The sequence below is a fragment of the Dokdonia sp. Hel_I_63 genome (assembly GCF_007827285.1).
Classification (GTDB): Bacteria; Bacteroidota; Bacteroidia; order Flavobacteriales; family Flavobacteriaceae; genus Dokdonia.
In genome coordinates, this window is sequence record NZ_VISD01000001.1 from 92,676 (window position 1) to 108,768 (window position 16,093).

The 16,093-nt window shown below is 37.7% G+C and carries 11 protein-coding genes; all 11 read right to left on the reverse strand.

Translation table 11 applies throughout. From position 1 onward, the window contains the following. Nucleotides 1-38: 38 nt before the first annotated feature. The 11 genes from JM84_RS00420 to JM84_RS00470 all read right to left on the reverse strand — a co-directional run bounded on the left by JM84_RS00420 (nt 39) and on the right by JM84_RS00470 (nt 16,083). The gene (locus JM84_RS00420) at nt 39-2,342 is read right to left on the reverse strand and encodes an NADP-dependent malic enzyme (protein ID WP_013751061.1); all 2,304 of its coding nucleotides are present in this window, start codon (nt 2,340-2,342) and stop codon (nt 39-41) included. A gap of 87 nt (nt 2,343-2,429) precedes the next feature. Further along, the gene (locus tag JM84_RS00425; protein WP_013751060.1) at nt 2,430-3,383 is read right to left on the reverse strand and encodes a carbohydrate kinase family protein; all 954 of its coding nucleotides are present in this window, start codon (nt 3,381-3,383) and stop codon (nt 2,430-2,432) included. Between the two features lie 2 nt (nt 3,384-3,385). Further along, nucleotides 3,386-5,251, reverse strand: a complete 1,866-nt coding sequence (locus tag JM84_RS00430; RefSeq protein WP_144782267.1) for a trehalase family glycosidase — start codon at nt 5,249-5,251, stop codon at nt 3,386-3,388. After that, nucleotides 5,235-6,461 carry an MFS transporter gene (locus tag JM84_RS00435; RefSeq protein ID WP_013751058.1) on the reverse strand — a complete coding sequence of 409 codons (1,227 nt, stop codon included), beginning with the start codon at nt 6,459-6,461 and terminating at the stop codon, nt 5,235-5,237. The genes JM84_RS00430 and JM84_RS00435 overlap by 17 nt, the downstream gene beginning before the upstream one ends. 251 nt (nt 6,462-6,712) lie before the next feature. Then, complete coding sequence (locus JM84_RS00440; RefSeq protein ID WP_013751057.1) at nt 6,713-8,047, reverse strand: MFS transporter; 1,335 nt, start codon at nt 8,045-8,047, stop codon at nt 6,713-6,715. A 120-nt stretch (nt 8,048-8,167) separates the two neighbouring features. Next, the gene (gene queG, locus JM84_RS00445; RefSeq protein ID WP_013751056.1) at nt 8,168-9,097 is read right to left on the reverse strand and encodes a tRNA epoxyqueuosine(34) reductase QueG; all 930 of its coding nucleotides are present in this window, start codon (nt 9,095-9,097) and stop codon (nt 8,168-8,170) included. 2 nt (nt 9,098-9,099) lie between these two features. Then, on the reverse strand, nt 9,100-10,425 hold the full coding sequence (locus JM84_RS00450; RefSeq protein ID WP_013751055.1) for a cytochrome P450: 1,326 nt from the start codon (nt 10,423-10,425) through the stop codon (nt 9,100-9,102). A 115-nt stretch (nt 10,426-10,540) separates the two neighbouring features. Continuing rightward, entirely contained in the window at nt 10,541-11,563 is a 1,023-nt protein-coding gene (gene ruvB, locus JM84_RS00455) for a Holliday junction branch migration DNA helicase RuvB (protein ID WP_013751054.1), read from the reverse strand. Nucleotides 11,564-11,728: 165 nt separating this feature from the next. Beyond that, a complete protein-coding gene (locus tag JM84_RS00460) occupies nt 11,729-13,552 on the reverse strand; it encodes a cbb3-type cytochrome c oxidase subunit I (protein ID WP_013751053.1) in 1,824 nt (607 codons plus the stop codon). 37 nt (nt 13,553-13,589) lie between these two features. After that, nucleotides 13,590-14,672, reverse strand: a complete 1,083-nt coding sequence (locus tag JM84_RS00465; RefSeq protein WP_013751052.1) for a cytochrome c oxidase subunit II — start codon at nt 14,670-14,672, stop codon at nt 13,590-13,592. Nucleotides 14,673-14,700: 28 nt separating this feature from the next. Beyond that, entirely contained in the window at nt 14,701-16,083 is a 1,383-nt protein-coding gene (locus JM84_RS00470) for a quinol:cytochrome C oxidoreductase (protein ID WP_144782269.1), read from the reverse strand. Between the last annotated feature and the right edge of the window lie 10 nt (nt 16,084-16,093).

Genomic DNA, 16,093 nt, shown 5'->3' on the forward strand with positions numbered 1-16,093 from the left:
TCTTTGTATCAAATTTTCGCAAAAGCGAAAACTACATATTATTTCTGTTCTTGAGCACGACGCACTTCTTGTTTTTGTTTTTTCTGAGCATCAATAACTGTGATTGCAGCCATACTTACCATTTCATCTACACTTGCTCCTAACTGAAGTACGTGTACAGGCTTGCGCATACCTAATAAAATAGGTCCTATGTTATCTGCTTTTTCAAGCTCCTTGATCACTTTATAGGTGATGTTTGCACTATCAATATTAGAAAACACTAGCGTATTTACTTTCCTTCCTGCTAGTTTTGAGAAAGGAAATTTCTTCTGCAACATTTCCCTATTAAGAGCAAAGTCTGCCTGCACCTCACCATCTACCACAAGATCTGGATAGTAACGGTGTAAATAAGACACCGCCTTACTTACCTCTGTAGCCTTCTCATGACCAGAAGATCCAAAGTTTGAATAACTTACCATTGCAATAACAGGCTCAAGACCAAACATTTTTACTGTAGTAGAGGTCATTTGAGCAATTTTAGCAAGCTCTTTTGCAGTTGGATTAATATTTATTGAAGTATCTGCAAGAAACAAAGGCCCTCTTGATGTCACCATCAAGTTACAAGCTGCTACTTTTTGAACACCAGGCGCAGTCCCTATAACTTCTAGCACTGGCTTTATTACAGTAGGGTAACTGCGGCTATAGCCAGATAACATACCATCTGCATCACCTTCGTTTACCATCATTGACGCAAAATAATCACGGCGTTTTACTTGACGTCTTGCATCGAGATAGGTAATACCTTTACGTTTACGTGTGTTCCAGTAAATGTTTGCATAGTGATCTACTTGATCTTTTTCCTCATCAGATAATGGATCGATAATCTCTACATCTGCCTCAAAACCTATTTCTTCCTTGAGTTCAAGTATCACGTCTCTGTTACCTAGCAACACAGGAATTGCAATCCCTTCCTCATGAACAATCTGAGCAGCCTTTAATACATCAAGCTGATCTGACTCTGCAAAGATGATGCGCTTAGGGTCCAGCCTAGCTCTATCTAGCAGTAATCTTACTATCTTATTATCTTCTCCTAGGCGTTCTAATAACTCATCATTATAAGACTCCCAGTCTGTTATAGGCTCAAGTGCGACACCACTATCCATGGCAGCTTTTGCAACAGCAGGAGGGATTGTTGTTATCAATCTCGGGTCAAAAGGTTTTGGGATGATATAATCTCGTCCAAAGGTAAATCGTGTTGCTCCATAAGCAATGTTCACCTGCTCTGGAACTGGCTCCTTTGCGAGTTGAGCAAGTGCCTTTACAGCCGCCATCTTCATCTCTTCGTTTATAGCAGTTGCTCTTACATCAAGTGCTCCACGGAAAATAAATGGAAAACCAAGTACGTTATTAACTTGATTAGGATGGTCTGAGCGACCCGTCGCCATAATAAGATCTGGTCTAGATGTAATCGCCACGTTATAATCGATTTCTGGCGTTGGGTTTGCCATCGCAAACACAATAGGATCATTTGCCATAGATCTAATCATATCTGGTGATACAATATTGCCTACAGACAATCCTAAAAACACATCTGCATTAACCATAGCGTCTGCTAGTGTTTTGTAATCCTTGTTGCTTTTAAATTTTATTTGTTCTGGAGAAAGGTCTGTACGATCTTCACGTAATAAGCCATTAATATCAAACATAGATATATTTTCCAGCTTAGCACCCAGCAAGTGATATAAGTTCATGCAAGATATAGCAGCACTTCCTGCACCGCTCACTACAATCTTTATATCCTCAATTTGTTTACCTGCGATTTCTAATGCGTTAAGCATTGCCGCAGCAGAGATAATGGCTGTACCATGCTGGTCATCATGCATCACAGGAATATCTAACTCGGCTTTAAGTCTTCGCTCTATTTCAAAAGCTTCTGGAGCTTTGATATCTTCTAAGTTAATACCTCCAAAAGTAGGGGCTATATTCTTTACAGTCTCTACAAAAGCATCTACATCCTTAGTATCTACTTCTATATCAAACACATCAATGCCAGCAAATATTTTAAACAAGAGACCCTTACCTTCCATAACGGGCTTAGACGCTTCTGGACCTATATCTCCTAGTCCCAACACTGCAGTACCATTTGTGATTACAGCAACTAGGTTACCCTTTGCCGTATATTTATAAACGTTATTAACATCTTTTGCAATCTCTAGACAAGGCTCCGCTACACCAGGAGAATATGCTAGCGCGAGATCGCGCTGGCTAGAATACTTCTTCGTAGGAACTACGGCAATTTTACCTGGTTTAGGCTTTGCGTGATACACGAGAGCTTCTCTACGCTTGTTGCTGTTTTGACTCATAAAGTTGATTTGTATTTGACTTACAAAAATACTGATTTCCTAATAGGTCACATAAGCTATAGCACATTATAGTTATGAGGTTATGTTCTATTTAAAATCTAATAATTGCGTTAAGATATCTACGTTTTGAGGAAGCCTGCCTACATGCTGTAATTTGATTGCAGCTAGTGATAGTGCTACTTTAAGACAACGTTCAATTTCATATTCTTTAATGTATGCAAATAAAAAGCCGCTCCAAAAGGCATCTCCCGCTCCTGTTGCGTCAAGAATATTTTCTACCCTTGCTGCTGGTAGTTCAATTATTTCTTGAGATTCATTTTTACGCTTTCGCGAAAGCTTAACCCCATCAGAACCTAGCGTGAGACAAACGAGCTCAACACCAAAATCATTATGAAAGAAATCAAATATCTCATCATGAGATTTACGTTCTCCAAACAAGCGCTCCATATCATCCTCGCTTATTTTCACTAGCGGATTATACGAACAGTATTGTCTAAAAGTCTCCATCGCCTTTTCTCTCTTTGGAAAAATACGTGGAGAGTAATTGAGATCAATACTCAAGGTACATCCTGCCTCAAATGCTTTCTTTGCTTTAGTCAAGATAGTAGTGCGAGCAGGATTTTTACTTAATGCAAAAGCAGTGGTATGAAAAATGGATGTCTTTTCAATGAGCTCATTTGGAATTTGATCTTCGGTGATTTTTGTGTCTGCATAACGGTATGGAATAAAATCTGGCGTTCCCGTTGTTTTCGACACAAAGATTACACTCGTAGGATTTACAGCATCTGTTCGCACAAGATCTGTTTGCACTCCATTCTCTTCAAGTTTTTCTTCTATATAAATACCTAGACCATCGTCACCTCTAGTGGCTGCAAGCTTTACATTCATGCCTAATCTAGATAAATTCATAGCCACATTTGTCGGGCTACCACCTAGATACCTGTGATAATCTCTAGTTTGATCAATTCGCACTTCCTTTTGGTGACCTATGAAGTCTATTAAAACCTCACCCACGCATATAATGTCTGTCTCTCTTCTCACGATTATTGCTTTTTTATAAATAGTATTTCTGGATCTCTAAGAATATCTAGTTGCTTACGAAGTTCAACATTGAGCAGTGATAATCCAAATTGATAACTAGCATTCATCCATCCAAAGCCACTTGTAGTAATGTAGTCAAACTCTGTCCCCACATTACCGTACTCTGCAAAAACCTTATGAGTTGCACTCACTACATCATACTTTTCTGGAATAACCCCATTATAATCTACAGCATTTTTTGTGATCATCCACAACCATCGATATGCTAGCTCTTCGACCTCTTCTTTAAAACCGTAATTTTTAAGTCCTTGCCATATCATCATTTGATGTGGCGCCCAGCCATTAGGGTAATCCCATTGTCTTTGCACTGCATCTTCAGGAATTTGAGCTGCCATATTTCGGCTAGTACCTGCGACACCTCCTTTTTCCTTTAACTCAACCATCAATGTCTCGCTCATTGCTAGGGCTTGCTCTTCGCTACACATACCTGCCCATAATGGAAGATAATTTGATGCGCTTTCAAAATGAGTTTGCTTCTCTGTCAACATATTATAATCAAAGAATTGTCTCGCCTCTTCACTCCATAATAGAGCATCCATCAGGCTTTTCCTTTTGCTAGCTTTTTGCTTCCAGTACATACTATTATGACCATGCAAAGAATCTTCAAAATAGGTAGCAGTCAGGTAAGCAAAATCTGCCTCATACTTATAAAGCAAGCTATTTACGTCAACTGTGTTTAAATCTGCACATACATTATCTAGTCGCCATGAAGTATCATGACCACTCTCCCTAAGACTTCTATCATGGGTGAAATAGTTATCTAGTTCTGGAAGATGTATATCGCCATCTTGATACTTAGTCACTAACTCCTGTATCGTACAATTGTAAGCCTTTGCAAACGATGCTAGGTAATCATCAAAATGCCCTTCTTCTGTTTCTGGTGGCACACCTATGCCCTGAGCATAATATCTGTTTAGTCCATTATCTGTAAGCCTAGGTGCAGTCATCCAGACGGTTTTATATTCTTTCATTGCAATACCGAGAACGCTTGAAAGCCATTCTTTTCCCAAGGCAGTATCCTTTTCAAAAGTCTCCCTTATAAATGAAGTAAGAAATGGCGGTTGTGTTCTAGTAAGATAGTAGCTACGATTTGCATTTAAAATTTTACCGTAATGAGTTATTTGATAGCAAAAATTATCAATCATTGCCTTTGCAAGATCTACTCTGTTATCTAATAATAATCCTACTCCTTCAAAATAACTATCCCAACCATACATTTCATTAAAACGACCACCTGGAACTACAAACGGAATACCTTGTTGGTTTTCTAAGCCTAGAGATAAAATACCCGGCTTACTATTTATTGACTTCACATACTCTGGAGTAATTTCCCTGGGAAGTATAACCACCTCTAGGTTAGGAAAATCTTTCTTTAATGAAGAATAGTAAGCAACACCTTGCTCATCTGTTACTGGTACATACATGCGCTGCACGGAGTCTCCGGCTTTTGTATCTGTGAGGATTTTTGAAAGCCCTTTCTTATCGATTGTTCGCGTGAGATCATCCCAGAAGTAATCTCGTATCATTCGATTAATGCGGTCTGTGGGTAATTCTTCAATCTTCCACAATGGAATTTCTGCTTCGTTTTTGCCTTGTGACATTTCTAAGGCTAGCTCTTGTAAAAAATTTGAAAGATGATATGTTCCTTGTATGTGGTACGCTTTCGCGAAAGCGTTATTATCCTCAAACAAGTCTATTTCAAAAGATCTAGGCCCCTTATCTTCTACCGTGATTTTCTTATCGCCATCTGTATCTTCTTGCAAAAGCAGGAGATCTAGCGTATGTTGTATATTACCCTTGAAGTGCATCTTTTTCTGTAAGTTTTTTGAGAATCACATAAAATACTAGCAATACTGTCATTGGGATAAGTGTGAAATAAAAGGCGTTTTCTGGTCCTTTTGTTTCAAATAAATATCCAATGATTCTACTTCCAATAGTTCCTCCTAAGGCGGAAAATATAACAATTAACCCAGTCATAGGGCTATGAACTCTTTTAGGCAGCGCACTTAATACTACAGAATTAAGCAATGGATAAATAGGCGCAATAAATAAGCCTACTAAAGGAAATGCAAAGCCTATAAGCGGGATATCACTCAATGAATCTATCACACCAACATTTAAACCTACAGTTTCTGGAAGGACAAAGATTACAATTAACATCGCTCCTATGGTGCATGTCACTAATACATAAATCCACGAGATTTTCTGAGTAAGAATACCTGCTAATATTCTTCCTACCGCAAGTGACAAAGCGAGAATACTCGCCATCATAATTCCTAAATTTTCTGATAGTCCCAGAACTTTATTATTAAAAGTAGGTAACCATGACATGATTCCTTGCTCAATCATTACAAACAGAAAAGCACTTATTACAAACACGATAATTAATAGTCGTGCCATTAATTTAAACATCTCAAGAAAGTCCTCTTTAAGATCTGCTCCAGGAATCTCTGCCTCCTTTTCAAATTTTGTAAAAAGTAATATTATAAACGAGAGCGCAGATAAACCGGCTAGTAGCCAGTATACATTGAGCCATGCATCAGGCTCTCCTTCTGTATTAAACGCCGGAAAGAGAAAGTAAGCAATGGCAATTCCCACCATAAAAAAACCTTCTATAGAACTCATCAAGCTATTATGCTCTTTTGTGCTATTAGTAACTAACCCGATTGTAGAATATACAGATACTTTTATTAGTGCAAATGCTGCACCTACGGTAGCAAAAAGAATTTTGGCAGTATCAAAGGTGTTTCCAAAATACATAGCTACACAAGCTACTGTAACCATCGCCAGACCTATGAGCATTGCTTTCTTATAGCCTACTCTAGGCAAAAAAGAAGCAACAGCAAATGAAACTATGGCAATTGGTAAATCTTTAAAGGCCTCTAAAACACTGGCAGTTGTCTCGTCTACTCCATAATTATTAAGTGATTTTAAGATAACAATCCCTACACTATTTAAGAGTATGGCAAAGATAAAGTAATTGAGATAAAGTGATAACTTGACACCTACGTGCTTCATAATGCGGAGTTTTTAAAGAATGAAAGCACCAGCGTGAGCCAGTGCTTTCAAGTTGGGTATTAACCACTTATCAGATCCAAACGTCATACTGTTGTAAAAACTGTAGTACAATCAAGGTTCTGTAATTCTTATCGTTGGTCATAATAATTTATGATTTTCTAAGTGGCTCAAGAAAAACTAACTACTATCTCACTAAGATACTAATTACTTATTAGTACTTAATACATTTCTAATGCTTCAAGAGTCGATTATCATGGCTGATCATAAACTTCTTGTGCTTGCTTTGGCGTTAACCTTAATGCCAAAATAGCCGATATTAAGAAAAATACACCTGCAAATAGTATTGCATTTATAGCATTTCCTCCTAGCAAATATTTGTAAATAGGTCCAAAGGTTACAGTCTCAATTGCCATAGGTATTACTATCATCATATTTAAAATACCCATATAAATACCTCGTTTAGTTTGAGGTACAATCTTAGAGACCATTGTGTATGGAATTCCCATCATTGCAGCCCAACCTATTCCAAAAAGAATCATAGGTACCAATACTAAATTTGCGTCATTTATATACGGGATTGTAAACATAGCGATTGCCGTACCTAATAAACTTGCTGCATAAATTTTCTTACCGCCGTACTTCAAGGTTAGTGGCACAAGAACTAGTGCAACAATCATTGTAACCGAATTATAGGTCAAACTCATCTTAGCCGATTGTGATGCTGCTTCTCCAATAGTGAAATTTAATGTATCTCTAAACATAGGAACATTAAATTGCCAATACACAAACAGTGCATACCATTGAAATAGATACACACCTGCCACCTTCCACATAAATGGAGGCATTGTTTTTACGGTTTGAGCAATCTCCACAAATGGATGTTTAAATTTTTCTATAAATGATAGTCCTCTAAATTCCTTGATTTGCACCATCTCCCCTTCAGAAGGTGGTATTTCTTTAGTCTTACTAACAGACCATAATATGGTCGTGATAGATAATATCGCTCCTATAAAAAATGAGTAGTATAACCATTGGGGTATACTTCCTACAATTTCTTCTGCCACTCCAAAAATCTCTTGAAAGTATATAATAGATAGCATCGCAATCACTGTTCCCGCACCTACAAAAAGACTTTGCATTTGGTAACCAAGGCTTAGTTGCTTTTGCGGCAACTTATCTCCTACTAGTGCTCTATACGGCTCCATAGCCATGTTGTTCCCTATATCAAGTATCCAAAGCAATGCAACCGCTACCCACAACACTGGACTAAATGGGAATGCAAAAAGACAGATACTACCTATAAGAGCGCCTATCAAGAAAAATGGTTTCCTTCTTCCAAACTTTGGCGACCACGTTTTGTCACTTATAGCACCTATAATAGGTTGCACAATTAATCCTGTAATAGGACCAGCAATATTAAGAATAGGCAACAAATCTTCGGCAGCTCCAAGATATAAGAATATTGGATTTATAGCTGTTTGTTGAAGTCCAAAGGAAAATTGAATTCCTAAGAAACCAACGTTCATATTAAAAATTTGCCAGAACGAGAGGTTAGGCTTTTTAATGGAGCTTAGTATTTTATTCATAAGATTGTGCGTGATTATTGCTGTGTAGCGACAGTAATATCCGTAATAATTTTTAAAATATCCCCCGAGAATTTCAAATTATGATACTATAACGTTTTCGTAAAACAGGAAATTTTCAGATTATGACCGTTTAAGCGCATCAATATTACGTTGAAGGCCTGAAAACTTGGTTCGTTTTACTGCAGATTTTCTAAAGATTTCTGAAAATACCTCTTGCGTGATTTCTTCCCACTGCTTTTTTGAATTGGAAAGCAATTCTGGATGAGGGTCGAAAAGCGGCTCACTATGTGCTTTTGAAAAACGATTCCAAGGACATACATCTTGACACACGTCACAACCAAACATCCAGTCGTCTAGATGTGGCTTTGCATAGTCAGGAATTTGATTTTTTAACTCAATCGTAAAGTAACTTATACATTTACTACCATCTACCTTATAAGGCTCTACAATAGCACCTGTAGGACATGCGTCTATGCACGCTGTACAACTACCACAGTGATCTGTTACAGGTGTGTCATATTCCAGATCTAGATCAATCACTAATTCTGCTATGAAGTAGAAAGAACCAGCTTTCTTAGAAAGTAGATTGCTGTGTTTACCTATCCAGCCAAGTCCACTCTTCTTTGCCCATGCTTTATCAAGCACTGGAGCGCTATCTACAAAGGCACGCCCGTGCACATCTCCTATTTCCTCTTGAATGTTATGTAAAAATTCTTTGAGCTTATCCTTTATCACAAAGTGATAATCGCGACCATAAGCATACTTAGATATCTTGTACGAATCCTCATTTTGAACTTCGTGAGGATAATAATTAAGCAATAAAGAAATAACACTTTTTGAGCCCTCCACAAGCTTAGTTGGGTCCAGACGCATATCGAAATAGTTCTCCATATACTGCATCTCGCCATTCATATTTTGCTTAAGCCATGACTCAAGGCGAGGTGCCTCCTCTTCTAGAAAACCAGCTTTACTTATACCACAAGACATAAAACCCAGGCGAGTGGCTTCGGCTTTAATGAAGGCGGTATGTTTTACTTGATTTTCAATCATTACTATCTTGGTATAAATTCTAGCAACGCATTTTTAGGCTTTAAGGTAATAAGCGGTAAAATTTCAATAGGTGTGTTTTTTGGGGTAATCTTATACATACTAACCATTTCTGTAATAGCTAAGATCATTTCATACATTGCAAAATTATTCCCTATACACATTCTAGGTCCTGCGCCAAAAGGAAAATATGCCGGATGTTTCATCCCTGCGTTATCATCAAACCTCGTAGGATCAAATTGATCTGCTCGTTCCCAAAAGTCCTTATGCTTATGTATCTCTATCACAGAAAACAATAAGTTAGAACCTGCAGGAACCTCCATTCCGTTATGATCATCATCTTCAATATTCACTCGATCTATAAAATATGCCGGTGGATACATACGCATGGTTTCCTCCAGCACTTGCTTGGTAATGGTACAATGTCTTAAAAACTCATTAAGGTTTGTGGAGTTCGCTTTCGCGAAAGCGTATTCTTCATAAATTTTATCTTGCCAGATAGGATTTCTAGCAAGCAGCTCTGCTGTAAAAGTTAGTGCATTTGAGGTAGTCTCATGACCCGCCGAAAATAAAATGAGAATTTCATCAATAAGCTGTTTATTGTCCATAAACCCACCATCTTCATATTGAGAATCTAGCAGCATATCAAGTAAATCACCTGGCTTGTCACCGCTGTCTTTGCGCTCTTTTACGAGTTCCTTTAGAATCACCCTCGCCTCTTTTGTAAGAGCAAGATGCTTATCTATAGCACCACCATATTTAAAATACCATGCCTTAAATGGCTGGCGCAGTTCTTTTACAAGCATCTTTTGTGCCTGCTCTGTGATGTGCTGCAATCTATTAATTTTATCTCGATCTACATCTGTTTTAAACAATGCCTTAACGACAGTCATAAATGCAAGATCATTAAAAACTTCAAATACATCAAAAGGCTTATGCGTTTCAATACGCAATAGCTCTTCTTTAATTACCTCATGCATTGCATCAAGTAATTGAGCTAGTTGCTTTTTATGAAAGGCTGGCTGTATGAGTTTACGTTGTTTTTTCCAGTGGTCACCTTCTGCCGTAAGCAGACCTTCCCCAACATATTTTGCTAAGTCTTTAGTTTGGATAGGTGATTTACTATAATTCCGCTGATTTTTCTGAAGTGCATATTTGGCAAATTCCGGATCTCTTGAAAAGACGACATCATTACCAAAACCAAGCTTTAGTTTAAAAGTATCACCTTTTGACTCAAAGTTTTCTTTATGAAAAGGCAGAGGGTTTTTGAGGATACTTCCTGCATTTGCAAGAAATTTAAACACGGATACTGCTGGAATTTTATCTGGCATATAATGTTTTATAAGATCAATTATAAAGATAGGGCTTGCATGATATTAAGATAACCCAGGCTTTCAAAAAACATGAATCATTCCACTTTTATAATTGCCAACTTCACAGTAAAAATTAAAACAGTCCGCCTTGCACAGGCCCTTTTACACGACCTAAATGCCTATAAGCTTCTTCGGTCACTTCTCTACCTCTAGGTGTACGCATTATAAAACCCTGTTGTATTAGGAATGGCTCGTAGACTTCCTCAATAGTCTCTGCACTCTCAGATACGGCAGTTGCAAGTGTAGTAATCCCCACAGGACCACCCTTAAACTTATCTATAATGGTCGCAAGTATTTTATTATCCATCTCATCAAGTCCGTGTGCATCTACATTTAATGCCTCAAGACTGTATTTTGCAATAGCAATATCTATACTTCCATTACCCTTGATCTGAGCAAAATCGCGCACACGTCTCAACAACGCATTTGCAATACGAGGAGTTCCTCTACTCCTTCCTGCAATCTCAACAGCGGCTTCCATGGAGATAGGCACCCCTAATATGCTCGAACTACGCTCAACGATAGTAGTAAGCAGTTCCGTAGTGTAATATTGTAATCTACTTGAGATACCAAAACGTGCTCGCATAGGCGCTGTAAGTAGTCCAGAACGAGTTGTTGCACCCACTAATGTAAATGGAGCAAGATCGATCTGTACGCTTCGAGCATTAGGACCGGTCTCGATCATAATGTCGATACGATAATCCTCCATAGCTGAGTATAGATACTCTTCTACTATGGGACTCAATCTATGTATCTCATCAATGAAAAGCACATCTCTCTCATCAAGATTGGTAAGTAAACCCGCAAGATCTCCTGGCTTGTCTAGTACAGGACCTGATGTAATCTTGATATTTACATCAAGTTCATTGGCAAGAATATTTGCAAGGGTTGTTTTACCTAAACCTGGAGGACCATGAAACAATGTATGATCTAGCGCCTCACCTCTAAGATTTGCAGCTTGAACAAATATCTTAAGATTTTCCAGCACCTGATCTTGTCCTGCAAAGTCATCAAAAGACAGAGGTCTCAATGCCTTTTCGACATCTACATCTTCTCTAGAAAAACCTTCATTTGTGGGGTCTAAATGTTCATTCATACGTAGCGGTGCTTTCAATCAAAGATAAGGAATATCGTTGGGTCATGATGAATACATAACAATGAGCACTCACAAAATTTTCCATTGTATTAGTCCGCTTTCGCGAAAGCGTAACAACAAAAAACCCACTCAATAGAGTGGGTTTTTAAAACTAAATATTATAATCTAGTGATTCATTTCTTCTTCATTAGGTTGAAGAGGCATGGTCTGTGGGATAAAATCTTGACCAGGTATTACGTAATCTGAACCATCTTTATTCAATTTAGAATAATCATATGGCCAACGTTGTACCTCTGGAATTGCTCCAGCCCAGTTACCGTGGATATGCTTATGTCCCGTAGTCCACTCTAACGTGTTAGACTTCCAAGGGTTTTGCGCTCCTACTTTTCCATAGAACATAGAATGGATAAAGTTATATAAGAATACTAATTGTGCTCCTGCAGTTATGAATGCAAAAATACTTATAGCCTTATTTACGTCTAGTAAATCATCAAAATATGGGAAAGCAGAGTTCGTGTAGTAACGTCTAGGTAATCCCGCCATTCCGATGAAGTGCATAGGGAAGAAAATACCGTACGCTCCTATAACTGTAATCCAGAAGTGAACGTAACCTAAGTTCTTGTTCATCATCTTACCTTCAAACATTTTTGGGAACCAGTGGTATACTCCCGCAAACAATCCATAAAGCGCAGATATACCCATCACCAAGTGAAAGTGAGCTACTACAAAGTACGTATCGTGAACGTTAATATCTAATGTAGAATCTCCAAGAATAATCCCTGTAAGTCCACCAGAGATAAAAGTAGATACAAGACCTATAGAAAATAACATCCCAGGGTTGAACTGGAGATTACCTTTCCATAAAGTGGTTATATAGTTAAATGCTTTTACTGCAGATGGAATCGCAATAAGCAATGTTGTAAATGTAAATACCGATCCTAAGAATGGGTTCATTCCCGAGATAAACATGTGGTGACCCCATACGATGGTAGACAAGAATGCTATCGCAAGAATAGAAGCAATCATCGCACGATAACCAAAAATAGGCTTACGCGAGTTAGTTGATATAATCTCAGACGATATTCCTAATGCCGGTAGTAATACTATATATACTTCTGGGTGACCTAAGAACCAGAAAAGGTGCTCAAATAATACAGGCGAACCTCCAGAATTATGTAATACCTCTCCACCTATATAAATATCAGATAAGAAGAATGATGTTCCAAAACTTCTGTCCATAATAAGCATTAATGCCGCAGAAAGTAATACTGGGAATGAAACAACACCAATGATTGCAGTTACGAAGAATGCCCAGATTGTAAGAGGAAGTCTAGTCATAGACATACCCTTAGTACGTAGATTAATTACGGTTACTACATAATTTAAAGATCCTAATAGTGACGAAGCAATGAAAATAGCCATTGATACTAACCACAATGTCATACCCATGCCCGAAGCAGGAATACTGTTAGGTAACGCAGATAATGGAGGGTAAATTGTCCATCCTGCAGCTGCTGGACCAGACTCTACAAATAGAGAAAGAACCATAATTACTGATGAGATGAAAAACAACCAATAAGAAACCATATTCAAAAATCCAGAAGCCATATCTCGAGCCCCAATTTGAAGTGGAATTAATAAGTTACTAAATGTACCACTCAAACCAGCAGTAAGTACAAAGAACACCATGATGGTTCCGTGTATCGTAATTAGTGCTAAATAAATATTTGGATCCATAACACCATCCTTACCCCAGTCTCCTAAGAGTACTTCATAGATAGTGAATTGGTGATCTGGCCAAGCAAGTTGTAGACGGAATATCAATGACATTCCAATACCGATAATACCCATTATCAAACCAGTAATTAAGTACTGCTTTGAGATCATCTTGTGATCTGTACTAAAGATATATTTCGTTACAAATGTTTGCTCGTGGTGGTGCTCGTGATCGTCATGACCATGATCTGCTGTTGGTGCGTGTGCTGCCATACCTTGATTCTTTAGTTAATTTTTCTTTTTCTTTTTTTTACTCTTGAGCCGCTGCAATAGAACTACCAAATGTTTTTTGTTCTGCTATCCAAGCATCATACTCTTCTTGGGTCTCAACAACAATCTTCATCTGCATATTATAATGCGAAGCTCCACAAATCTTATTACATAGCAAGTAATAGTCAAATTCGTCGTATGCATCTATTGGACCGTCTCCAGCAGCAATAGAAACCTTATTCTTTTCTTTTCTAATTTCCTTAATAGTAGCCATTTTGTCCTTCATATAATCCGTATCACGGATTTCTGAAGTAGTCTTTGAGGGAGTGAATGAAAACTGAGTAATCATTCCTGGCACTACGTTCATCTGCGCTCTAAAGTGTGGCATATATGCCGAGTGAAGAACGTCTTGAGAACGTAGTTTAAAAATCACTTGACGTCCTACAGGAAGGTGTAATTCAGTAGTGATTTTATCATCCATTGCATCTACATCACTCTCATCCACCCCGACGGTGTTTGCACCTTCAATGAACCTTACATTGGCATTACCTAAAATATTATCTTCTCCTGCATATCTAGCTTGCCATCCAAAACGTTTTGCATATAGCTCCACTACTATGGCATCCTCGTCCTCATCAAAGTTCATAATATCAGACCAAGTGAAAAGTCCATAGATAATTAAACCTGCTAAAACAATTACTGGAATAATTGTCCAGATAAATTCTAATTTGTCATTATCTGCATAAAAAAGAGCTTTCTGGCCTTTCTTCCCACTGTACTTATAAGCAAAGTAATGCAATAATGCTTGAGTTATAACCTGCACAAACATAATAAGGGCTAGTGAGATAAATAACAAATTATCATAATCCGCACCATGTTCTGATGATGCTTCCGGTAAATAAAATTTACTGTAATTAATAAAACAGTACGCCATTATGAAATAAAAGACAATCGCAAACCATAGCATCAACTTTCCATTGATGCGGTTGTCTTTGTCGTCAGCTACCTGAGCTGTCTCGCTATTGGTTTTCTTATTAAACTGTGATAGTTTAAAGATCTTTGACATCTGCCAAAGCGTGACTACAAATAGAATTACTACGATGAGTGCTAATAAACCTGTCATTGCTTTCTAACTTCTTTATATCTATATTCTAATAATGAAAGTGTTTACTTTCTTCAATAAGTGGATTACGCTTAGGCTCTAATGGACGTTTTGTAAGTGATGTAAATACAATCAATACAAACAAACCAAAGAAGAACATAAGAGATCCCAACTCTACAAATCCAAACGACCATGCCTGACCTACAGTTCCTGGCATAACCATATTGAAAATATCTACATAATGGCCTAATAATATAACAATTCCAGCCATAACGACAAACCAATTCACACGTTTAAAATCACTGTTCATCAGTATTAATAAAGGGAATAAGAAGTTCATTATAAGCATTCCAAAGAAAGGCAAATTATAGTCTTCTATACGTTGGATATAGTATGTCACCTCTTCTGGAATATTTGAATACCAAATAAGCATGAACTGAGAGAACCATAAATAAGTCCAAAAAATACTAAATCCAAACATAAACTTTGCTAAGTCATGTATATGACTATCATTTACATTTTGTAAATAACCCGCCCCTTTAAGAATCATAGTTATTAGGGCGATTGTTGTGATACCACAAACCATCATACCTGCAAGCACGTACCATCCAAATAAAGTACTAAACCAGTGCGGATCGATTGACATAATCCAATCCCAAGACATCATAGACTCAGTGTACAAAAAGAATACCAAGAATGCTGCAGCAAGTTTAAACGATTTCTTGTGCGATCTATTATCGGTAGCCTCGTCTTGCTCTTTAGAAAATTTAACAGCAAAAAATCTATATACATTCCAACCCGCTATAAATATTACGGCTCTAATCAATAACCATGGAACATTTAACCAATCTGCCTTTCCTGCGATTAACTTATCATAGTTCTCACTCGTTGGATCCGTTATTCCATCTGCCATCCAATGAAAAATATGATTAAAATGAAAACCAGAAAGGGCTAACAAAATCAACATAATAATACTCCCAGGTAGTAGATATCCCGTTATTGCCTCCATTACCCTTAATAATAAAGGTGACCATCCAGCTTGAGCTGCATATTGCACGGCATAAAACGCTAGACACCCTAATGATATCATAAAGAAGAAGAATGCTGCAACATATACTGCAGACCATGGCTTATTTTTATATCCATCCAAAAGATGTTGGTTGTGTTCTGCTTCGCTCATAGCATGACCCTCTTCGGCTTGATGACTAGCAACTGCATGATCTTCACTGTGACCCTTTGCTGTGGCAATAGATCCGTGTGAATCATTTACTTCTGCTACTTCATGACCAGTGCCGTGATCATCACCAGCATGCATAGCTTCAATATCTGATATTGAAGAAGGCATAAACATTGCATCAACTGCAAATAGTAACGCCCCTACTACCATAAAAATGATAGCTGATAATTTTAAGTTCTTAGATAATGTATACATATCTTAAATA

Excerpts from the sequence above, each read along its gene's own strand:
- JM84_RS00420 (WP_013751061.1), bottom strand. The coding sequence starts at position 2,342 with ATGAGTCAAAACAGCAACAAGCGTAGAGAAGCTCTCGTGTATCACGCA.
- JM84_RS00430 (WP_144782267.1), bottom strand. The coding sequence starts at position 5,251 with ATGCACTTCAAGGGTAATATACAACATACGCTAGATCTCCTGCTTTTG.
- JM84_RS00435 (WP_013751058.1), bottom strand. The coding sequence starts at position 6,461 with ATGAAGCACGTAGGTGTCAAGTTATCACTTTATCTCAATTACTTTATC.
- JM84_RS00440 (WP_013751057.1), bottom strand. The coding sequence starts at position 8,047 with ATGAATAAAATACTAAGCTCCATTAAAAAGCCTAACCTCTCGTTCTGG.
- queG (WP_013751056.1), bottom strand. The coding sequence starts at position 9,097 with ATGATTGAAAATCAAGTAAAACATACCGCCTTCATTAAAGCCGAAGCC.
- JM84_RS00450 (WP_013751055.1), bottom strand. The coding sequence starts at position 10,425 with ATGCCAGATAAAATTCCAGCAGTATCCGTGTTTAAATTTCTTGCAAAT.
- ruvB (WP_013751054.1), bottom strand. The coding sequence starts at position 11,563 with ATGAATGAACATTTAGACCCCACAAATGAAGGTTTTTCTAGAGAAGAT.
- JM84_RS00460 (WP_013751053.1), bottom strand. The coding sequence starts at position 13,552 with ATGGCAGCACACGCACCAACAGCAGATCATGGTCATGACGATCACGAG.
- JM84_RS00465 (WP_013751052.1), bottom strand. The coding sequence starts at position 14,672 with ATGACAGGTTTATTAGCACTCATCGTAGTAATTCTATTTGTAGTCACG.
- JM84_RS00470 (WP_144782269.1), bottom strand. The coding sequence starts at position 16,083 with ATGTATACATTATCTAAGAACTTAAAATTATCAGCTATCATTTTTATG.